This window comes from Cupriavidus sp. 01L45 (assembly GCF_056399885.1).
In genome coordinates, this window is sequence record NZ_JBFTSG010000038.1 from 70,163 (window position 1) to 90,173 (window position 20,011).

General features: G+C 66.5%; 21 protein-coding genes. 12 read left to right on the plus strand and 9 right to left on the minus strand.

The genetic code is table 11. The annotated features are described in order from the left end of the window. The first annotated feature begins 147 nt into the window (after positions 1-147). The 7 genes from phnG to AC1DT6_RS24990 all read left to right on the plus strand — a co-directional run bounded on the left by phnG (position 148) and on the right by AC1DT6_RS24990 (position 6,211). Positions 148-648 (plus strand): phosphonate C-P lyase system protein PhnG, encoded by a 501-nt coding sequence (gene phnG, locus AC1DT6_RS24960; protein ID WP_441633584.1) that lies wholly within the window; start codon positions 148-150, stop codon positions 646-648. Between the two features lie 70 nt (positions 649-718). Beyond that, positions 719-1,297, plus strand: coding sequence for a phosphonate C-P lyase system protein PhnH (gene phnH / locus AC1DT6_RS24965; protein WP_441633622.1), 579 nt, complete (start codon positions 719-721; stop codon positions 1,295-1,297). 1 nt (position 1,298) lies between these two features. Beyond that, entirely contained in the window at positions 1,299-2,453 is a 1,155-nt protein-coding gene (locus AC1DT6_RS24970) for a carbon-phosphorus lyase complex subunit (RefSeq protein WP_441633585.1), read from the plus strand. Further along, positions 2,450-3,346: an alpha-D-ribose 1-methylphosphonate 5-phosphate C-P-lyase PhnJ gene (locus AC1DT6_RS24975; RefSeq protein WP_477104323.1), complete on the plus strand. Its 897-nt coding sequence runs from the start codon at positions 2,450-2,452 to the stop codon at positions 3,344-3,346. The genes AC1DT6_RS24970 and AC1DT6_RS24975 overlap by 4 nt, the downstream gene beginning before the upstream one ends. Beyond that, entirely contained in the window at positions 3,343-4,131 is a 789-nt protein-coding gene (gene phnK, locus AC1DT6_RS24980) for a phosphonate C-P lyase system protein PhnK (protein WP_441633589.1), read from the plus strand. The genes AC1DT6_RS24975 and phnK overlap by 4 nt, the downstream gene beginning before the upstream one ends. A 2-nt stretch (positions 4,132-4,133) precedes the next feature. Beyond that, on the plus strand, positions 4,134-4,928 hold the full coding sequence (gene phnL / locus AC1DT6_RS24985) for a phosphonate C-P lyase system protein PhnL (RefSeq protein ID WP_477104324.1): 795 nt from the start codon (positions 4,134-4,136) through the stop codon (positions 4,926-4,928). 50 nt (positions 4,929-4,978) lie between these two features. Further along, a complete protein-coding gene (locus AC1DT6_RS24990) occupies positions 4,979-6,211 on the plus strand; it encodes an alpha-D-ribose 1-methylphosphonate 5-triphosphate diphosphatase (RefSeq protein WP_441633593.1) in 1,233 nt (410 codons plus the stop codon). 60 nt (positions 6,212-6,271) lie between these two features. Here the strand turns inward: AC1DT6_RS24990 and AC1DT6_RS24995 are convergent, their stop codons facing one another. Next, the gene (locus tag AC1DT6_RS24995) at positions 6,272-6,544 is read right to left on the minus strand and encodes a hypothetical protein (RefSeq protein WP_035860708.1); all 273 of its coding nucleotides are present in this window, start codon (positions 6,542-6,544) and stop codon (positions 6,272-6,274) included. 516 nt (positions 6,545-7,060) lie between these two features. Here AC1DT6_RS24995 and AC1DT6_RS25000 point away from each other — a divergent pair. Then, positions 7,061-8,209, plus strand: a complete 1,149-nt coding sequence (locus AC1DT6_RS25000; RefSeq protein ID WP_441633595.1) for an AGE family epimerase/isomerase — start codon at positions 7,061-7,063, stop codon at positions 8,207-8,209. Here AC1DT6_RS25000 and AC1DT6_RS25005 read toward each other — a convergent pair. Next, positions 8,206-8,925 (minus strand): Crp/Fnr family transcriptional regulator, encoded by a 720-nt coding sequence (locus tag AC1DT6_RS25005; protein ID WP_441633597.1) that lies wholly within the window; start codon positions 8,923-8,925, stop codon positions 8,206-8,208. The genes AC1DT6_RS25000 and AC1DT6_RS25005 overlap by 4 nt on opposite strands. A 396-nt stretch (positions 8,926-9,321) precedes the next feature. Between AC1DT6_RS25005 and AC1DT6_RS25010 the strand changes: the two genes are divergently transcribed. Beyond that, entirely contained in the window at positions 9,322-9,981 is a 660-nt protein-coding gene (locus AC1DT6_RS25010; RefSeq protein WP_441633599.1) for a copper resistance protein CopQ, read from the plus strand. A gap of 29 nt (positions 9,982-10,010) precedes the next feature. On the opposite strand, the gene AC1DT6_RS25015 is transcribed toward AC1DT6_RS25010, so the two are convergent. After that, positions 10,011-10,871 carry a LysR family transcriptional regulator gene (locus tag AC1DT6_RS25015; RefSeq protein WP_441633601.1) on the minus strand — a complete coding sequence of 287 codons (861 nt, stop codon included), beginning with the start codon at positions 10,869-10,871 and terminating at the stop codon, positions 10,011-10,013. A gap of 177 nt (positions 10,872-11,048) precedes the next feature. On the opposite strand from AC1DT6_RS25015, the gene mdtD reads away from it, so the two are divergent. After that, positions 11,049-12,440, plus strand: a complete 1,392-nt coding sequence (gene mdtD, locus AC1DT6_RS25020) for a multidrug transporter subunit MdtD (RefSeq protein ID WP_441633603.1) — start codon at positions 11,049-11,051, stop codon at positions 12,438-12,440. Between the two features lie 46 nt (positions 12,441-12,486). Here the strand turns inward: mdtD and AC1DT6_RS25025 are convergent, their stop codons facing one another. The 4 genes from AC1DT6_RS25025 to AC1DT6_RS25040 all read right to left on the minus strand — a co-directional run bounded on the left by AC1DT6_RS25025 (position 12,487) and on the right by AC1DT6_RS25040 (position 16,141). Then, positions 12,487-12,885, minus strand: coding sequence for a hypothetical protein (locus AC1DT6_RS25025; protein ID WP_045240523.1), 399 nt, complete (start codon positions 12,883-12,885; stop codon positions 12,487-12,489). Between the two features lie 94 nt (positions 12,886-12,979). Beyond that, complete coding sequence (locus tag AC1DT6_RS25030; protein WP_441633605.1) at positions 12,980-13,666, minus strand: alpha/beta hydrolase; 687 nt, start codon at positions 13,664-13,666, stop codon at positions 12,980-12,982. Between the two features lie 268 nt (positions 13,667-13,934). Then, on the minus strand, positions 13,935-14,222 hold the full coding sequence (locus AC1DT6_RS25035) for a hypothetical protein (protein ID WP_035860742.1): 288 nt from the start codon (positions 14,220-14,222) through the stop codon (positions 13,935-13,937). Between the two features lie 152 nt (positions 14,223-14,374). Further along, positions 14,375-16,141 (minus strand): FAD-dependent oxidoreductase, encoded by a 1,767-nt coding sequence (locus AC1DT6_RS25040; protein ID WP_441633607.1) that lies wholly within the window; start codon positions 16,139-16,141, stop codon positions 14,375-14,377. 600 nt (positions 16,142-16,741) lie between these two features. Here AC1DT6_RS25040 and AC1DT6_RS25045 point away from each other — a divergent pair. Then, the gene (locus AC1DT6_RS25045; RefSeq protein ID WP_441633609.1) at positions 16,742-17,230 is read left to right on the plus strand and encodes a hypothetical protein; all 489 of its coding nucleotides are present in this window, start codon (positions 16,742-16,744) and stop codon (positions 17,228-17,230) included. 409 nt (positions 17,231-17,639) lie between these two features. Then, on the plus strand, positions 17,640-18,380 hold the full coding sequence (locus AC1DT6_RS25050; protein WP_441633611.1) for a hypothetical protein: 741 nt from the start codon (positions 17,640-17,642) through the stop codon (positions 18,378-18,380). Between the two features lie 116 nt (positions 18,381-18,496). On the opposite strand, the gene AC1DT6_RS25055 is transcribed toward AC1DT6_RS25050, so the two are convergent. Both AC1DT6_RS25055 and AC1DT6_RS25060 read right to left on the minus strand, forming a co-directional pair. Then, positions 18,497-18,733 carry a 7(1) septoil knot domain-containing protein gene (locus AC1DT6_RS25055; protein ID WP_477111674.1) on the minus strand — a complete coding sequence of 79 codons (237 nt, stop codon included), beginning with the start codon at positions 18,731-18,733 and terminating at the stop codon, positions 18,497-18,499. Between the two features lie 149 nt (positions 18,734-18,882). After that, positions 18,883-19,809 carry a LysR family transcriptional regulator gene (locus AC1DT6_RS25060; RefSeq protein WP_441633615.1) on the minus strand — a complete coding sequence of 309 codons (927 nt, stop codon included), beginning with the start codon at positions 19,807-19,809 and terminating at the stop codon, positions 18,883-18,885. Positions 19,810-20,011: the final 202 nt, after the last annotated feature.

The window sequence follows — 20,011 nt, forward strand, 5'->3', positions numbered from 1 at the left end:
GGAATGCGATTTTGCCTCAACCGCGCAGTGCGGTGCGTAGAACCAAACAACGTCGCCAGGCGTCATCAAAGCTTCATCTGGCTATGTTGTAGTTCGGCCATGGATGGTATTCTACATCTAAACGTATAGACGTATAGGGGATGTGAAATGGATCGAACCGATACCGGATCCGGCACGCAGCCAGCGGCGGCGGCCCGGGAACAGGCCGGCCAGGCGGCCCGCGCCGCATGGCTGCGCGTGCTGGCGCTGGCGGACCCGGAAGCCCTGGAGCAGGCCGTTGGCCGCCTCGGCGCGCTGCCGGCCTATCGCCTGCTGCGCAAGCCGGAAAGCGGCATGGCGATGGTGCGAGGGCGCGCCGGCGGCACCGGTGCGCAGTTCAACCTGGGCGAAGTCAGCGTAACGCGCTGCGCGGTAACGCTGGAGCCTGGCGTGGTGGGCGTGGGCTACGTGCAGGGCCGTACACACCGCCAGGCGGAGCAGATCGCCGTGCTGGATGCGCTGTTGCAACTGCCAGGCTGGCATGCGCGCGTGCAGGCCGAAGTGGTCTCGGCGCTGGCCAGGGAACGCGCGGCGCGTGGCGAACACGAGGCCGCGGTGGCAGCACAGACAAAAGTTGAATTTTTTACCATGGTGCGTGGAGAGGATTGAGATGCCAGGCCAACCGATTGCCGCCCAGGCGGCTGGATACGACAACGCGCCTGCGAGCCGCCAGGCGCCGATGCTGTTGCCCGGCTTCGACGATGCGGTGAAGTCGGCGCAGCGGACCTTCCGCGCCGCGCTGGACGCCATGTCACACCCCGGCACCATCGGCGAGCTGGCCGAGCCGTGCGGCGTGCCGCCGGGCCTGTCGCCTGCGCTGAGCGCGCTGCTGCTGGCGCTGGCCGATTGCGATACGCCCGTGTGGCTGCCGCCGCAAACGCCCGAGGGCGTGCGCGCCTTCCTGCGTTTCCATTGCGGCTGCCCGCTGGTGGCCGAAGTGGGGCAGGCCACCTTCGTGGCGGTGCCGGCCGGCCATGCCGTGCCGGATCTCGCGGCGTGCGCCCAGGGCGATCCGGCTTATCCCGACCGCTCCGCCACGCTGTTGCTCGAAGTGGAGTCGCTGTGCGATGGCCCTGCCGTCACGCTGCGCGGCCCGGGCATCGAGCACCAGGCGGCGCTGGCCGTGCAAGGCTTGCCGGCCGGTTTCTGGACCCAGTGGCAAGCCAACCATGCGCGCTTCCCGCTCGGCGTGGATGTGCTCCTGACCAGTGCCAGCCGCTTGTGCGCGCTGCCGCGCACCACCCAAGCGGAGGCTTGATATGTACGTTGCCGTCAAAGGGGGCGAACGCGCCATCCTCAACTCCTATCGCATGCTGGACGACTACCGCCGCGGCGACCGCGCGGTGCCGGAGCTGACGCTGGCGCAGGTGCGCGAGCAGATGCCGCTGGCCGTGTCGCGCGTGATGGCCGAGGGCTCGCTGTACGATCCGCACCTGGCCGCGCTGGCCATCAAGCAGGCCGCGGGCGACCTGATCGAAGCGGTGTTCCTGCTGCGTGCCTATCGCACCACCCTGCCGCGCTTCGGCTATTCGGTGGCGCTCGATACCGGCGCCATGCGCTTGCAGCGCCGGATCTCGTCCACCTTCAAGGATGTGCCGGGCGGGCAGGTGCTGGGCCCGACCTACGATTACACCCAGCGCTTGCTGGATTTCACGCTGGAGGCCGAGCGCGAGAATGCACCGCTGCCGCCGGCGGCGTCCACGCTGGACGCGCGCATGCCCCGCGTGACCGACCTGTTGCGCCAGGAATCGCTGATCGAGCCGGAGACGGTGCCCCCGCACGATCCCGCGCCGCCCGACCTGACGCGCGAACCGCTGGAGCTGCCCGCTGCCCGTCCGGCGCGCTTGCAGAACCTGGCACGCGCCGATGAAGGTTTCTTGTTGTCGATGGGCTACTCGACCCAGCGCGGCTACGGCAACTCGCATCCGTTCGCGGCGGAGATCCGCTATGGCGCGGTGGAGGTGGAACTGTTCGTGGAAGAGCTGGGATTTGCCGTGACCATCGGCGAGATCGAGGTCACCGAATGCCAGATGGTGAGCCAGTTTGCCGGCAACGCGCAGGAGGGGCCGAGCTTTACGCGCGGCTATGGCCTGGTGTTCGGCTACGGTGAGCGCAAGGCGATGTCGATGGCGCTGGCCGACCGCGCGATGCGCGCCGCCGAACTGGGCGAAGCGGCCGACGCGCCCGCCAATGACGTGGAGTTCATGCTCTACCACAGCGACAACGTGGAAGCCTCCGGCTTCGTGCAGCATCTGAAGCTGCCGCACTACGTGGATTTCCAGACCAATCTCGAACTGCTGCGCCGGTTGCGCGCCGAGCGAGGGCAGGGCGTCCCGGCGCCGGCGCCGGTGCCGCCGGAAAGCGACACCACCGCCATCGCTCAAGCCCCGTCGCAGGAGGCCATCGCATCATGAACGACACCAATGCCAGCGCCGTCGTGCGCGACGAACACTACAACTTCGGCTATCTCGACGAGTCCACCAAGCGCATGCTGCGCCGCGCGCTGCTCAAGGCGGTGGCGATCCCCGGCTACCAGGTGCCGTTCGGCAGCCGCGAGATGCCGCTGCCATACGGGTGGGGCACCGGCGGCATCCAGGTCACGGCCTCCATCATCGGCAGCGACGACGTGCTCAAGGTGATCGACCAGGGCTCGGACGACACCACCAACGCCATCAATATCCGCCGCTTCTTCGGCCGCGTCACCGGCGTGCAGACCACCGAACGCACCGCGCAAGCCTCCATCGTGCAGACCCGCCACCGGATTCCTGAGACGCCGCTGGCCCAGGGCCAGATCATGGTGTTTCAGGTACCGATCCCGGAGCCGCTGCGGTGGCTGGAGCCGAGCGAGACCGAGACCCGCACCATGCATGCGCTGGCGGAATACGGCGCCATGCATGTCAAGCTGTACGAGGACATCGCGCGCCATGGACGCATCGCCACCACCTACGACTACCCCGTGATGGTCAACCAGCGCTACATGATGCGGCCGTCGCCCATCCCCAAGTTCGACAACCCTAAGCTGGACCGCAGCCCGGCGCTGATGCTGTTCGGCGCGGGGCGCGAGAAGCGGGTCTATGCGGTGCCGCCCTACACCAGCGTCAAGAGCCTGGATTTCGACGACCATCCCTTCGCCGTCGAAACGTGGTCGGGCTGCTGCGAACTGTGCGGCGCCACCGACAGCTATCTCGATGAAATCATCACCGACGACGCGGGCGGCCGCATGTTCGTCTGCTCCGATACCGAGTACTGCGCCACGCGCCAGGAACAAGGTGAAACCGGCGCCAACGCCAGCAAGGAGGCCGCATGAGCCGCACCGATCCGCACCAGCCGCTGTTGTCCGTGCGCGGCCTGACCCGCACCTGGGACGGCGTGCACGGCTGCCACGATGTCAGCTTCGATCTCTTTCCCGGCGAAGTGCTGTGCGTGGTGGGCGAATCCGGCTCCGGCAAGAGCACCTTGCTGCAAGCGGTTTCCTGGCAGGCCGCGCCGGAGTCCGGCAGCGTGCGTTACGACACCCGCGAGCAAGGGCTGGTTGACCTCGCCACGCTGTCCGATGCCCGTCTGCGCCTGCTGGCGCGCACCGACTGGGGCTTCGTGCGCCAGAACGCGCGCGATGGCCTGCGCATGCGCGTGAGCGCCGGCGCCAATATCGCCGAGCGCCTGATGGCGGTGGGCGGACGCCACTACGGTGAACTGCGCGAGGTCGCCGGCACCTGGATGGAAAAGATGGAGCTGGACCTGGGGCGCCTGGACGATGCGCCGACGAGCTTCTCGGGCGGCATGCAGCAGCGCCTGCAGATCGCCCGCAACCTGGTGACGCATCCGCGCCTGGTGTTCATGGACGAGCCCACTGCCTCGCTCGATGTCTCCGTGCAGGCCCGCCTGCTCGATCTGCTGCGCCGGCTGGTGGCGGACCTTGGCCTCGCCGCCATCATCGTGACCCACGACCTCGCCGTGGCACGCCTGCTGGCGCACCGCACGCTGGTGATGCAAGGCGGGCGCGTGGTGGAAAGCGGCCTGACCGACCAGATCCTCGACGACCCGCACCATCCGTACACCCAATTGCTGGTGTCTTCCATCCTGCAGAGCTGACCATGACGCAAGACTCCAACAACCATCAAGGCAATGCCAACACGAATACCGTCGATGCCACCGGTGCCAGCCGCATCCAGGTGCGCGGCCTCGGCAAGACCTTCGTCCTGCATAACCAGGGCGGCACGCGCCTGCCGGTGCTGCAGGCCATCGACTTCGACGCCGCCGCAGGCGAATGCCTGGTGCTGGCCGGCAGTTCCGGCGCGGGCAAGAGCACGCTGCTGCGCTGCCTGTACGGCAACTACCTGGCCACCGAAGGCAGCATCCGCATCCGCGACGGCAACGACTGGGTGGAACTGACCCGCGCGCCTGAGCAGCGCATCCTGCAACTGCGCCGCGAGGTGATCGGCTATGTCAGCCAGTTCCTCCACGTGATCCCGCGCGTGAGCACGCTCGACGTGGTGGCCGAGCCGCTGCAGCAGCGCGGCGCCGGCGCCGATGAAGCGCGCGAGCGCGCGGCGACGCTGCTGGCGCGGCTGCAGGTGCCGGGCCGTCTTTGGAGCCTCCCGCCGGCGACTTTCTCGGGCGGCGAGCAGCAGCGCGTGAACATCGCGCGCGGGTTGATCGGCGGTCATCCGGTGCTGCTGCTCGACGAGCCGACCGCCTCGCTCGATGCCGACAACCGCGCCGTGGTCGTGGCGCTGATTCGCGAGGCGCTGGCCGAGGGCCGTTGCCTGGTCGGCATCTTCCACGACGAAGCGGTGCGCGATGCCGTGGCCACCCGGTTGCTGCCCTTGCACCCGCCCGCCGTCACCGAGGCCGCGCCCGCCGGCAAGCTTGCCGCCGTGGCTGGCTGAGCCGATTCGTTGTTGCTTTTATCCGTTCCCAATCGTTCCCGGAAACGACCATGCTTCCTGCCTACCTGACCCATGCGCGGATCGTCCTGCCCGACGGCGTGCTTCCTGACAGCGCGCTGCTGATCGAGAATGGCCTGATCGCGGCCATCGAGCCGGATGCCGCCGCCGTACCGCGCGCCACCCAGGTGATCGACCTGCGCGGCCAGACCCTGATGCCCGGCCTGATCGACCTGCATTGCGATGCGATCGAGAAAGAAGCCGAACCGCGCTCGCGCGTGATGTTCCCGCTCGATTTTGCCGTGGCGCAGGTCGACCGCCGCAACGCCGCTGCCGGCATCACCACGCCTTATCATGCGGTGTCGTTCGCCAGCAATACGTTCGGCGTGCGCAACTACGAGACCGCAGGCGCCCTGGTGCGCGCCGTCACGGCTTTCCGTGATCACAGCCTGGTGGACAACCGTGTCCATTGCCGCTACGAAGTCACCGATGCCAGCGCGCTGCCCGTGCTTGAGCAACTGATGGAGGCCGGCGTGGTGGACCTGGTCTCCGTGATGGACCACTCGCCCGGCCAGGGCCAGTTCAAGACGCTCGAAGCGTACCTGGCCTACATGATGGGCAACCACGCCATGAGCCGCGAAGAAGCGCGCGCCGCCGCCGACAAGAAACTGGTGGAGAAGCATGGCGCGCTGGAGCGCGTGGAACGCCTGCTGGCGCTGGCTGCGCGGATGGGCATTCCCGCCGCCAGCCACGACGACGATTCGGTCGAGCGCATTGCCACCATGCAGGCGCTGGGCGTGCGCATGAGCGAGTTCCCGATCAACCTGGAGACCGCGCAGGCGGCCAAGGCGCAAGGGCTGCCGACCATCCTCGGCGCGCCCAATGTGCTGCGCGGCCAGAGCCAGAGCGGTTCGATGCGCGCCATCGACGCCATCCGCGCCGGCGTGGCGGATTGCCTGTGTTCGGACTACCAGCCATCCACGCTGATCGCGGCGGCCTTCGCCGCCGAGCGGCAGGCGGACCTGAGCCTGCCGCGGGCTGCCGCGCTGGTCGGCGCCAACCCGGCGGCGGCCTGCGGGCTGTCCGACCGCGGCCGCATCGCGGCCGGGCTGCGTGCCGACCTGGTGGCGGTGGCAATGGTGGCGGGCCAGCCGCTGGTGACGCATACGTGGTCAGCGGGCCGCCTGGTGTTTGCCGCACGGTATCCGGCAGGCGTAATGAGTTCCGACAGCGCCGGCGTCGTCCGGATTCCAGCTTCTGCAGAGGAGGGGCGCGCAGCCGCGTGACGCTGCCCCCGGCCATATCGGAGGCTGGAAGGGGTTCGCGCGTGGCCGGATGGCAGCGCCCTAGCGGCTGGAGGCGCGAGCGGTGGCGCGGGGGGCGGCGTGCCAGTCGCCCGGTATGTCGGGGAAGATCTCGCACTCGCCGCGCACGATCAGTTCCACCGTTGCGCATACGCCTTTGACGCCGCGCGGGCCGACGCAGACCAGGCTGTGAGGATGCTCTGAATGATTGGGAATGGCGTACACGCGCATCCCCTCCTGATACAGGGGATGGGCGGGCAGCCTGGCGTTCAGCATCTCGACAAAACGCAAGGGGCTTACGACTGGCTTTTCCATCGTGCTCTCCCATGGAGCATGGGCGTAACCTCCGGCGGGCGCCGGATGGCCAGAAAGTGCGGGGAGGACGGAAGGCGGGAATCCCTCCGGCCGTGATATCTGCACAAACCAGGAATGTGGTCCTGGCGCCGCGGCGGGCGCGGAATGYGGCGCGATAGCCGCTCGTCGCGGTTCTCGAAGCAAGGGTCCACGCGGTAAGGTTAGGCGATCTGCCGGCGGGTTCAAGCTTGCCAATGGCACGAAACGGCGGGTGGGGCGAGGCCGCCACTCCGGATTGCGGCAGGTCGCCGGAATGCGGATCGGAAGGCGCACGCCTGCCTTTGTGCATGGTCCGGCGTATTTAGGCGCTATCGCCGGCGCCGGTTAGTCGGGAAGGCCGGTTGCCGTGCTGAGGTATATTGCACGGATGCCAGTCTCCGGGACGCCTCGGTTGCCGTTCCCCGCGTCCCGGGTCTTGGTCATGAATATTTAGCCGGGACCGCGCGATGACGCGCCCCTTACCGAATTCCTTCCCGCATGAACGTTACGCCAACCCTTGCCGCAACCGGTGCTGCTTCCATTTCCGCGTCCGTTGCCACGCTGCTCGCGCACTACGATGCCGCCATCCTGCCCCTATGGAACGGTCCGGGCTGGCATGCCGCCATGCAACTGCCCTATGAGGCGCTGTCGGCCACCGATCGCCAGCCGCTGCCGGTGGTGCGCTATCGCGCCATGGCATGCGCGCGCCAGATTTACGTGTTTTCCCGGTGCGAGGGCGCCGACGCGGCCGCCCACGCCGCGCGGCTGTTCGCGTCGCTGCGCGGCCGCTTCGCCGATGGCGGGTACGGCGGCTTCGTCTACAGCATCGATGCGCACGGCCAGCCGCTCGATAGCACCAAGGACTTGTACACCCACGCCTTCGTGGTTTTCGCTTGCGCGGCGTATTTCAAGCGGACGGGCAGCCCCGAGGCGCGCACCTTGCTGGACGGCACGGCGCGGCTGATCGAACAGCGTTTCCGCATGGCGGACGGCCTCTACCATGCCGGGCTCGCGCAAGACTTCAGCCCCGTTGGCGCCACGCCGCTGCAAAACCCGATCATGCACCTGACCGAGGCTTACCTGGCGGCTCACGAGGTCACGGGGGACATTTTTTACGCGGACCGGCTGGCGGGCATTGCCGCAGCCATGCTGGCCAGCTTTGTCGATCCGGCCAGCGGTTGCATCACCGAGTTGCCGTTGACGACGGACAACGCCGGCAACCGGATCGAGCCCGGACACCAGTTCGAGTGGTTTTCGCTGCTCGCTTCGGCGCCGTCCCTGTTCGACGGCTCGCCGCTCAGCCAGGCGCTGACGCGGGCCTTCGACTTCGCCCTGGCGCACGGTGTCGATACCGGCACCATGGGCGTGGCGGCGGCGCTGAACCTGGACGGCTCGGTGCGCGACCCGCTCCAGCGGATCTGGGCGCAGACCGAATTCGCGCGGGCGCTGGTGGTGCGTGGCGATCGCATTGCGCTCGCACACCTGCACGCATGGCTGCAATCGTTCCCGGCGCGTTTTCTCCACGCGGGCGGCTGGTACGAATGCCTGTCGGCGCAGGGCAAGGTGGAGCGGGCCGAGATGCCTTCGACCACGCCTTACCACCTTGCCACCGCTTACCAGGCGCTGGCACATGCCACTGCCGGCTAGCTCGCGGCAGGGCTGAGCAGGCGGTCGAATTCGTTGCGCACGATGCGGTAGGACTCGCCGGAGAAGCCTTCCAGCCCGGCGCGGTCGATGACGGTGATATGGCCACGGCTGTGGCTGATCATGCGCAGTTCCGCCAGCTTGCCCACAGCTTCGGTGACGCCCTCGCGGCGCACGCCGAGCATGTCGGCGATGGTCTGCTGGGTGACATCCAGCTCGTTGCAGGGCGAACGGTCCAGCGCCAGCAGCAGCCAGCGGCACAACTGGGTGGTCAGCGAATGATGGCGGATGCAGACCGCCGTTTGCGAAACCTGCGTGAGCAGCGCCTGCATATAGAGCAGGGCCATGCGCTGCAGCGTGGGCAGCTCGGGGTAGATGGCGCGCAGGTCGCCGGCGGCCACGCGGAAGCCGCATCCGCTACTGCGTACCTCGATGCGGTTGGGCATGGTCTCGCCGCCGGTCAGCGCGGGCAGACCAACCATCCCCTCGCGGCCCACCGAGGCCAGTTCGACGGTGGCGCCGCTTTCCTGCAGCGACATCATCGAGACCACCGCGGTGCTCGGGAAGTAGAGATGCCGGATGCGTTGCCCGGAGTCGCTCAACAGTTGCCCTGTGCGCAGGTTGACGCTATCCAGCCGCGAAATGAGCAGGCGGCGCTCGCGCTGCGGCAGTGCGCCCAGCAAATGATTGCCGGACAGGTCCAGTTCTGTGTCGGTCATCCCATTCTCCCCTAGTCGAAAAAATCCCGGCCACGGCGTCAGCCGTTCTGTCTTGTTCTGTTCGGTTTGCCACGCAGCAGCGCCTGACCCGTTACTGTATTTAGCGTCATGCGTACGCTTGCCGACACTGGCCGGAGGTTGGAGATCGTCACGGTATTGGGGGGGATAAGCATTTGGCTGGGCTCATCCTTTTGACTGGAAGATGACTGGAATAAGGCTTAGGCCAGTCAGGTGCGGGCGGGGCAGGGCGCCGGGTCGGGCTGCGCGGCGTGTCCACGTGCAGGGCACCGCACGCGGATCGAGGCGAACGGGCTCCGGCAAACAATCTGAAAAAAACCTGTAAGTTCCATCGGTTGCCGGCGACGAATGGGCTCATTCACCCAGTTGGAGATTGCCATGTACCCGAACCTCGCCAAGTCGCTGTTTGCCGCCGCCGCCATTGCCGGTGCCGTGTTTGCCCTGGGCAGCGCCCATGCCGCCAGCGCGGCTGCCGATCGCGTTGGCAACGCGCCCTATGCCCAGTCGATGCACAGCGGCGCGCGCGACGTATTCAGCGACGGCGCACGCACGGCACCCGTGAGCGCATTCACCGATGGCGCCCGTGGCGGCAGGTTCGATAGCTTCACCGATGGTGCCCACGCCCGCACGGCCGATCCCTTTACCGACGGCGCGCGCATTGCCGGCCTGGACCGCACGGGTCCTTCCGCAGATCCTGCCCGCAGCATCGACCCGTACACCGACGGCGCCCGCACCCGCATGGTGGATCCGTTCACCGACGGCGCCCGCATTGCCGGCCTGGACCGCGTTGGCGTCTCGTCCGATCCTGCCCGCAGCATCGACCCGTACACCGATGGCGCCCGCACCCGCATGGTGGATCCCTTCACCGATAGCGCCCGCATCGCCGGCCTGGACCGCAGTGGCGTTTCGTCCGATCCGGCTCGCAACATCGACCCGTTCTCCGATGGCGCRCAGAAGCTGGCCGGCATGGACACGCGCGGCGTATCGGCATCCCCGGCCCGTAGCTTCGACCCGTACCAGGACGGCGCCCATGCGTGAGCCCGGCGGGAATCGCACGCGGGTGCTGGCTATTCGTCCAGCCAGGACCCGCGCAGATCGCTCTTTTGCAGCAGTTGCAGTAGCGTTTCGGCGGGCCGGCTCAGGCGGCCCGCGCGCAGCGAGATGAACTCCACCTCCGGCAGCGCCGGCAGGCTTTCACTATTGACCAGCGGCGACAAGCCGCGCCCGGAAAGGTATTGCGCCCTCACGGTAATGCCCAGACCGCCACGCGCGGCGGCGATGCAGCCCGAGTGACTGCTGCTGGTGCAGACGATCTGCCAGCGCATCCCGGCCTTGGCCAGCGTATCGAGCACGATGGCGCGCGTGACRCTGGGTTCGGGTACCAGGATCAGCGGCAAAGGCTGCCTGAGGTCCGCCACGGTGCCGGGCCGCGCGAGCCACTCCAGCTTGCCGCGGAACAGCGGGGTGCCGCGCCTGTCGCCTTCGCGGCGCTTGCCGATCATCAGGTCCAGCGCGCCGGCATCCATCAGCTCGTAGAGCTTGCCGGTCATGCCGATGGTGATTTCCAGTTCCACGTCCGGATGCGAGTTGCGAAACGCGGCCAGCACATTGGGCAGCGGCCCCAGCGCCAGGTCGTCCGAGGTGCCCAGCCGCACGCGTCCCTGCAGGCGGGGCGCGTTGAACTGGGATTCCGCGCGCGTGATGGCTTCCAGGATCAGCCGCGCATGCGCCAGCAGCGCCTCGCCGTCGGCGGTCATGGTCAGGGTGTGGGTATCGCGCACGAACAGCCGCCGTCCCACGTGCTGTTCCAGGCGCCGGATATGGTCGCTGACGCTGGACTGGGACAGGCCGAGCTGACGCCCCGCATCGGTGAAACTGTGTGCGGCGGCAACGGTGGCGAAGGTCCGGATCCAGACGGGATTGAGCATGCGGCATTGTCATCGGAATATCCGATTACAGTCAATATATCCAGAGGGGTTCCCGATTGATAGCGCAATCATTAACATCGATAGCATTCGTGGCCCTGGGTTCTTCCGGATCTGCTCCCCGCGATTCCACCCGATGGCCGCGCCGGTTCTCCACCGGTCCTTGCCGAGATGTACCAGATGAACAGCCAATCCTCCCAAAAGGCCATGCTGTGGATTGTCGCAGCGGGCTTTTTCATGCAAACGCTCGACACCACCATCGTCAACACCGCGTTGCCCGCGATGGCGCGCAGCCTAAACGAGACCCCCCTGGACATGAAGCCGGTGGTCGTGGCCTACACCCTGACCATGGCCATGCTGACGCCGGCCTCGGGCTGGCTGGCGGACCGCTTCGGCACCCGCCGGGTCTACTTCGCGGCGATCCTGACCTTTGTGCTCGGCTCGCTGTTTTGCGCCGGCGCGCAGAGCCTGGACCAGCTTGTGATCGCCCGCGTGGTCCAGGGCATCGGCGGCTCGATGCTGCTGCCGATCGGCCGGCTGGCGGTGCTGCGCAGCGTCTCCGGCGAGCAATACATCGCGGCCCTTGCCTTCGTGTCGGTGGCAGGGCAGGTCGGGCCCATCTTCGGGCCGGTGCTGGGCGGCTGGATCGTGCAGTCGGTGGCATGGCACTGGATCTTCCTGATCAATGTGCCGGTCGGCGCGATCGGGATGCTGGCCGTCTTGCGCTACTTGCCGGATAACACCAACGGACGCGCGCCCCCGTTCGACTTCATCGGATGCGGCTTGCTGTCGCTTTGCATGGTGGCATTTTCGCTGGCGCTCGACACGCCACGCGAAGCCAGTCATGCGGCATGGAGCGGCGGCCTGTTCGCGCTGAGCCTGCTGTCCGCGCTGCTATACATTCCACATGCCCGGCGGCGGCGCGATCCGCTGTTCCGGCTGGCGTTGTTTCGCGAACCCAACTTCAGCATCGGGCTGGCCGGCAACCTGGTTTGCCGCATCGGTTCCGGCGCGGTGCCATTCCTGATGCCATTGCTGCTGCAGTTGCAGATGGATTACTCGCCGCTGCATTCCGGGCTGATGCTGCTGCCGGCCGCGCTGGCCGGCGTGGTCGCCAAGCGCTGGATCGTGCCGTTGGTCAAACGCTTTGGCTATGACACCTTCCTGCTGGTCAACACCTTGCTCGTGGGTGGCTCGATCGCATCGTTCGCGGCGATTTCGCCGGGCTGGCCGACTGGTCTGGCCATCGCGCAGCTCGCGTTGTTCGGCGCCACCAACTCCATGCAGTTTGCTGCCATGAACAGCGTGACGCTGAAGGGCCTGAGCGTGGAAGACGCGGGCAGCGGCAACAGCCTGTTCTCGATGGTGCAGATGCTGGCGATCGGCCTCGGGGTCACCATCGGCGGCGGGCTAGTGAGCTTGTTCACCGCGCAGCTTGGCGTGGCGGGCACGGCTTACCGGCTGGCGTTCCTTACCGTGGGCATCATTACGCTGCTGTCGGCGCTGGTGTTCCGCCGGCTCGACGGGGAACAGTTCGACAAGGGCCGCGCGCCAAGCGTGGCCAGCCGCTGAATCATGCCGGCCACGCCGCGCCTGCGAAGGCACGGCGCGTGGCCTGTCACTCCGTCACGCCGTTCTCGCGCAGCAGCCGCTCGCACTCGTCGAGCAGGTCGTGCGCAAAAGCGGACTGGTAGTTGGGGTCGAGCGCTTCCATCATTTCATGGGCGGTGTACAGGCCGGCCTCGCGCGACAGCGTGCCGGCCAGTTGCCGTGCGAACTGATCGCTCAGTTGCGACAGCAGGCGCCGCTCCGCCAGCGCCAGTTGCAGCCTGGAGCGCGACAGCCAGAGGCCTGCCAGGGTGGAGCCCTGGGCATCGGTCATCCACTGGCGGTGTTCGTAGTACGCCGACAAACGCTCGGCGGCAAGGGCGAACAGCAGCGCCTTGCGCGTATCGAAATCCAGCTTGAGCGGCGCGGCAGGGGCGGCCGCGGAAGCGTCGGGATGTGAGGTTTTCATAGGGCTTGCGAATAATGCGGAGGGCGCGAGCCTACCACGGCCGGGCGCGTCCCACGCCGGAATGGCCGTGCAGGGCCATTCCGCCTTCCCGTGGTCAGGACGGTTTGTCCGCGGCGAACCGCGCGGTCAGCCACGCGCCAATTGCCTGGATTTCTTCCATGCAGACCGAGTGCGACATGCGGTAGGTGTGCCATTCCACCGTGCATCCCTGCTGTTGCAGCGTATCGCGCGCCAGCATGCCTAGCTTGACGGGTACCACGTCGTCCTCGGCGCCATGCCCGGCGAAGATCGGCGTGGCGCGGTTGGCCTCGCTCAACTCGGCGGCAAGCAGCGCGGGCGAGGGGATATAGGTGGAAAGGGCGATGATGCCGCCCAGGCGCTCGGGATGCGTGAGGCCGGTGGTATAGGCCACGGCGCCGCCCTGCGAGAAGCCGGCCAGCACGATGCGATGGCTGGGCACGCCGCGCTGGTTCTCGCGCGCGATCAGCGCGCGAATGGCCTGGCGGGTGACGCGTATCCCAGCCTCGTCCACTTGGCGGCGCGCGTCGTCCAGGGACTCGATGTCATACCACGCCGGCATGACGTAGCCCCCGTTGCAGGTGACCGGGATGGCCGGCGCGTTGGGAAACACGAAACGCACGCCGGGTACGGGCGCCAGGTCCAGTTCGGGCACCACGGGGACGAAGTCGCTGCCGTCGGCGCCGAGGCCGTGCATCCATATGACCGACCATGTCGGTGATGGCGCGGTTTCGATCTCAATGGCTGGCAGCAGTTCGCTCATATCAGTTTCCTGTTGGGTCCCGGGCCGGGCACGGACGTCGCGAGGCACCGCGCGCGGCGTTGGGTCTGTGTGTGGATGACGCGGGAGAACCGCGCAAGACGGCCAGTATCGCACAGCGCTCGCGCAGCCCACGGCGATGCGCGACGGGCCATGACAAGCGCCACGTGCAGCGGTTGCGTGTGACAGCGTCGCGGCAGCCGCGTCCCGCGCAGGCGAGGGACGCGTCATCACCATTGCCGGCGCGGGCTGCGCCGGCAATGGTGAAACGTCAGGCTGCTGAAGGTACGGCAGGCACCGTGATGAGTCCGGGCGCGGAGCGATGGGCCTGTGCGTGCTCGGCGGCGGCAGATGTGCGCCGCTTGTCCACCACGCTTTCGACGCCGGAGGCGCTCACGTCTTCCAGGAAGGCGACGAGGTCGCGATAGTAGTCGACCTGCATCTGTGCTTCCAGCAGGCGGCGTTCGGCCTGGAATAGGGTAAGCCGCATTTGCTGCAATTCCCTTGCTGCTATTTTCTCCGGTGTGGGCGGACTAAATCTGTCTGCAAGCGAACGCATGGCAACCTCCCCGATCAGCGGCTTCGAATTGAAGCACCTGCCATTGCAACCAATATAGTAAATAAAAGCGCGTTTCACGCTCTGTCGCGCGCCGTCCACACGGTCGATTGCCGGCGCACGGAGGCAGGAGTAAATTCATTGCCCGGCGTGCCCTACATGGCGAGCATTCCCGGCTCCGGCAGCTTTAGTTTCGCCAGGTAGCCGTGGATTTGGGCGACCACAGCGGCGCCTTCGCCAACGGCCGCCGCAACACGCTTGGTGGAGCCCGAGCGCACGTCGCCAATCGCATAAACACCGGGTACGCTGGTCTCCAGCGCGGAGGCGGGCGCCTCGCCTTCATGTGGTGTGTCCGAGCCCGTCAGCACGAATCCCTTTGCGTCGACGCGGACATTGCACGTACGCAGCCATGCCGTATTGGGATCGGCGCCGATAAACAGGAACAGATGCCGGATCGGTATTTCTGTAATGCGGTCGCTATCGCGCGTGCGGTAGCCGACGGTAGCCAGGCGCTCTTCTCCGGCCAGTGTCACGACTTCCGCGCCGGTATGCAGTTCGATATTGGGCTGGGCCGCGATGCGCTCGATCAGGTAGCGCGACATGCTGGCCTCCAGGCTCGCCCCACGGATAAGCATGTGCACGTGCTTTGCGTGCGCCGCCAGGAAGACCGCCGCCTGTCCGGCTGAGTTGCCGCCCCCGACCAGCATGACCTCGTCGCCGCCGCATAGCCGGGCTTCCACCGGAGACGCCCAATAGTAGACGCCGCGCCCCTCATAACGATCCAGCGCTGCGATGGCGGGATGGCGATAGGCCGCGCCGCTGGCTATGACCACGGTGCGGGTCGGGATCTTGCGGCCGTCGCACAACTCGATGCGTTGCGGGTGTTCGCCGCAATGCAGTGCAGCCACCTCCAGCGGGATCGCGACGTGAGCACCGAATTTCTGTGCTTGGACAAAGGCGCGGCCGGCCAGTGCTTGTCCTGAGATGCCGGTGGGAAAGCCGAGATAGTTTTCGATGCGCGAACTGGCGCCTGCCTGGCCACCGGGCGAGCACTCGTCGAACACCGCGACGGAGAGCCCTTCGGACGCGGCATAGACGGCCGTTGCCAGCCCGGCAGGGCCGGCACCCACCACGATCACATCATAGACATGGTTCGGATCGAACTCGGGCAACAGGCCCAGGCAAGTGGCAAGCTGGCCTGGGTCGGGCGCGCGCAGCACCGCGCCGCCGGGGCAGATGACCAGCGGAAAATCGCCTGGGGCGGCCGCGCTGAACTCGAGCAGCGCGCCGGCGTCGGGATCGGTGTCCGCATCGACCACGGTGTGGGGATAACCGTTGCGCCGCAGGAAGGCCTGCAGCAGCAGCAGGCGTGGCTCGCTGCCGCGGCCCAGCAGGGTCGGGCCTTTGCCGCGTTCGATCAGGCCGACACGCCGCAGGATCAGCGCGCGCATGATCCGCTCGCCCAGTTCGGCCTCCGCGACCAGCAGCGCGCGCAGCCGGTCGGGCGGGATCGCAATGGCCTCGACGTTCTCCAGCGCCATGCCGTCGACCAGGGAGGGCTTGCCGGATAGCTGTCCGACCTCGGCGAGGAAGTGCCCCGGGCCGTGTTCGCCCACCACCGTCGAACGATCCAGGGCGTCGCGCTGGGACACCCGTACATGGCCCCGCAGCAGCACCACCATGCCGTGGGCGGGGTCACCCGTGCGGAACAGGAATTCGTTGGGGAGCCATTGCTTCACCGTGCCGAAATGCTGGAGCCGGGCGATCTCGCCGGCAGTCAGCAGGGGAAACATCTGGTGCCGGCGCGACTCCATCGGGGAGAACGCTGCTGCGGTGGCCTCTGGCTCGACTGACAGGTCCGCCGGCGCTATGGCTTGCGGATCGCCGTGTTCGGAACTCCCGATGGCATTGTCTGCGCTCATGAGTACGGCCTCCCGGTGGCACCGCGCGGGAGGCGGTGCAATGGATTCGAGTGCGGCAGGAGCGTGCGCGGGAACGCCCGCGCACGGCCATGGAGAGTTTGCTCGCGATGCCGCAACGCGGCAATCCCTGATGGCAACCTTCGGCGGTGCGTGTGAGGCCGATTGCACAAAGCGACGCACGAGTGCCCTCGATCGCGACCCGCGCCTCGAAAAGCCTAGTACACACCGATGGCAGGTGCAGGCGGCTGTCAGAAGAATGGCGCCCAATGGCTCACTTTTTCTGGGTGGCTGCCAATAGTGCTGCTTGTGCCGCTTAGGTTTTTTCGAATATTCTTAAACGCAACCTGGTAAAAACCCTTGACTATCTACCTACAGGTAGATAAGATGTGTTCCATGGACGCCGCAGCAAGGGCAGGCAGAAAAGGCCCGCCAGCCGGCTTCCAATGCAGCAGATATGTAACGACGACGAAAGTCACTTTTTTTTTGCCCAGCTTGTCTACCTAGTGGTAGGTAAAACGAAAGGGAAGTGACGATCCAGCTAAATCCCGGTCCCCGCGGCCAAAGCAGACCCCCGGACCCATGCTTCGATTGGAGAACATCATGAACACCACTCTTTTTGCCAAGTCCCTGCTCACCGCCGCCACCCTCGCCGCAGCTTTTGCCGCTGGCCATGCCCAGGCTGCCACCGTTTCCGCCGACAAGTACAGCTATGAATACCGCACCCGCGACGTGTACAGCGATGGCGCCCGTACCGGCAAGGCCGATCCGTTCACCGATGGTGCCCGCAGCGGCAAGTTCGACGTATTCAGCGAAGGCGGCCTGACTGCCGGCCTGGACCGCGCCGGCGTGTCGTCCGAGCCCGCCCGCAGCATCGACCCGTACACCGACGGCGCGCGCGTCGGCAAGACCGACCCCTATACGGATGGTTTCCGTACGGTGGCCGGCCTGGACCGCGGCAGCGTGTCGTCTGAACCGGGCCGCAGCTTCGACCCGTACACCGATGGTGCTCGTACCGACAAGCGCGACCCGTACACCGACGGTGCGCGCAGCGGCAAGCGCGACGTGTTCACCGACGGCGCGAATGCCTGAGCAAACTACCGGTATGCCGTGAGGTCAGCATGACCGCGGCGTACCGCGATCCATGCATCATCGTCGTGCCGCCGTCATGGCGGCGCACGGATATCAGGAGCACATCATGAGCCGTTGGCAGAGTTTCCGGATGTTGGCAGGCTGGGCACTGGTTTGCGCCGCCAGTGGCTCCATGGCAACCGTGTTGGCGCAGACGCTCCCTGCCTGATAGCCTTCCCGGCCCGCATCACCACTTGTACTATCGCAGCGCCGACGCGCTGTGCGACATCGGCGCGCCCATTGAGGCGCGCCGATTTTTTTGCTTCCTGGCCGATTTCCGGGGAAGACCGCGCCGGTTCATCGGCGACCTAAGCGGCCGACGGGCTATGATCCGCTACATTACCGAGGCAGCCGCATTACATTGCTCCAAATGAGCCACAGCCCTCAACAGCATCGGGTACAAGACCTCCTCACTTCCTATTTCTGGAGTGGCGACGCCATCCGCAGCCGGCGCGTGAGTGACATCGTGCTCTCAGGCACGGTCGACGTGCCTGTCCCCCCTGCACGTTTGCTTGCAGATTGGGCAAGGGAGATATCGTCCCGCCTGGTCCTGGAGCCCGGGGATGTCGAGGCAATGCCTCTGGCACGAGCGCGAGCGCGCTGGCCGGACTACACGCGCTGCGTGCAGGCTGTGTCCGATTGGGCGTGCGCGCTTGGACTGCCTGGGGTGCTTGCCTCCAGTGACGTAGCCCTCATGGCCTGCCGCGGCGCAAGGTATCACCATGACGGTGCGCAATATGGCGGTGCGGCCTTTTGCAATCTCTTCCTGAGCGAGGACAGGGGGCAGGACTTGCATTTTCCCTCTTTGGGTCATCGCATCCCGCTGACCCGGGGCACGGCGGTGATATTCGATACTTGCCAGCCTCATGGCGTAATTCAACGCCGCAGCAGCGGTTTTGATGTAGCCGACTTCCCGCCCGACCAGGACTGCACCCAATTATTCCTGACCTGGGAGCTTCCCATCGAAGATGCCCACGTTGGGCGCGCACTTGAGGTTGCCTTCGACATCGCCCCTTCGACCTCGCTGCAACTGAATGAAGAGCAAGTCTGGCTGAACGGTGCAAGGGCCAGCGTGTGCCCGGATTCTGGCCAGTGGTGCCGGGCCGACTGATCGTCGGGTAATGCGCGCGCCATTCGCTTCCCGATTTCGGCAGGGACGAAGCCATCGGCGGCTCCGCCATCTTGCGAACACGTTCAGTGGCGCCCGCTCAGTGCGATGGTGTCCGGCTATTTGCGCACGCCCGGAAAGGCGTTCACGTATTCGATGGTGAAATCCCCAAAGGCGTCGACGATCTGGATCTTGTAGTCGGCATTGCCGCTGACGATTTGCCATTCGCCAGGCTTGTCGGGGAAGGCATCGATCTTTTTCACTTTCAGGTCGGCAAAGGCGTTTACCACCTGGACCTTGTAGTCGCCAAAGGCATTGACGAACTGGATCTTGCCGTGAATCCTGGACACGTCCACGGCCGTTGCCGCCACTGCATGGAGCGATGTGCAAAAAAACAATGCGAAGAGGGCGGTTTTCCGCATGAGGTGATCCTTCGGGGGACGGGCGGAATTCTAATGCCTGGAAAGGCGAATTGTTCGAAATACGAAGATTGGACGACTGGGACCTAGCCTGGCCGGAGCGACGCGGGCCTGCCGCCTTGCCATCCGGGATCCGTGGCGAAGTACTCCGCCAGGAAGTCCAGCATGGTGCGCAGGATCGCCGGCATTTGCCGGCGCGATGCGTACACGCCATGGATGCCCAATGCCTGCGGTTGCCAGGCCGGCAGCAACGCCACCAACTGGCCGCTGCGCAGCAGCGGCGCGGCGGAGTAGAGCGGTTGCATGGCGATGCCGGCGCCAGCCACCGCGGCGGCCAGCAGCACCGTGGATTCGTTGGCGCTGAGATTGCCCTGTACCGGTACCGCCAGGGTTTCGCCAGCGCGTTCCAGTTGCCACAGGCTCTTGCCGAAGTAGGAGTAGGTCAGGCAGTTGTGCATGGCGAGGTCCTGCGCGCTGCGCGGCATGCCGTGGGCGGCAAGATAGGCCGGCGCGGCGCAGATTACCGAGGCGCAACTGGCCAGCTGACGCGCGATCAGGTTGGGGTCGAGGTCGTTGGTGATGCGGATGGCCAGGTCGATGCGCGCTTCCACCAGGTTGACGGCCTGGCTGCCGATATGGAGGTCGACTGCCGTTTCCGGGTAGCGCTTCAGATAGGCGGTGACCGCCGCGGCCAGGACATCCTCGGCCAGCGATTGCGCGCAACTGATGCGCAGCATGCCGCGCGGCGTGCCTGCGCGTTCGGCCGCGGGGCGTGTCATCTGGGCGGCGATTTCCAGCATCTGGCGGCAGCGGGCCAGGGTTTGCTCGCCTGCGGGTGTCAGGCTTAGCTTGCGCGTGGTCCGGTGCAGCAGGCGCTGTTCGGCCCAGGTTTCCATTTGGGCCAGGTAGCGGGTGACCATGGCGCGGGACATGTCGAGGGATTCGGCGGCGGCGGTCATGCTGCCGCGTTCGGCGATGGTGATGAAGACTTCGGCGGCGGTCAGGCGGTCCATGGGGTTTTGTTTGCAGCGGGTGTGGCTTTAATTGCTTAACTTCAACTTCAAATGCCTAAAGTCAAAGGCAGTTTCACCTCCCCTGCGGGGAGGCGACCTACTTTCTTGTCTTGCCAAGAAAGTAGGCAAAGAAGGCGCGCCGGATGGGGCGACACCCCCTCGGGATCCGGCGAAAAGAGCGGCCGGGACCCAAACTCGCATC